Here is a 308-nt window from a genome sequence, read left to right on the forward strand (position 1 = left end):
CGTGGCGTACGTTGTGGCTGATGAAGACCACCCCCACCCCTTGCTTGCGCACCCGGTCAATGGTCGCCAGCACGTGCGAGGTCTGCCGCACGCCCAGCGCCGAGGTGGGCTCATCCAGGATCAGCACCCGTGCGCCAAAATAGCCCGCGCGGGCAATCGCCACCGTCTGGCGTTCGCCGCCCGAGCGCGTGCCTACCGCCTGATCGGGACCACGCAGGTTGATGCCCATCTTGCGCATCTCCTCCATCGCGGTGTCGTTCAGCATGTAAACATCCATGCGGCGGAAGGGTTTGCGTCCCTTCGCCGGG

Annotated in this window: 1 protein-coding gene; it reads right to left on the minus strand. The window is 66.2% G+C overall.

What is annotated here, in order from left to right; genetic code table 11:
• Window positions 1-308, minus strand: a 308-nt coding sequence (locus tag R0J92_RS22255; protein ID WP_411053251.1) for an ATP-binding cassette domain-containing protein, incomplete at both ends; no start/stop codon positions are given.

The organism is Tritonibacter sp. SIMBA_163 (assembly GCF_046535935.1).
Classification (GTDB): Bacteria; Pseudomonadota; Alphaproteobacteria; order Rhodobacterales; family Rhodobacteraceae; genus Epibacterium; species Epibacterium scottomollicae.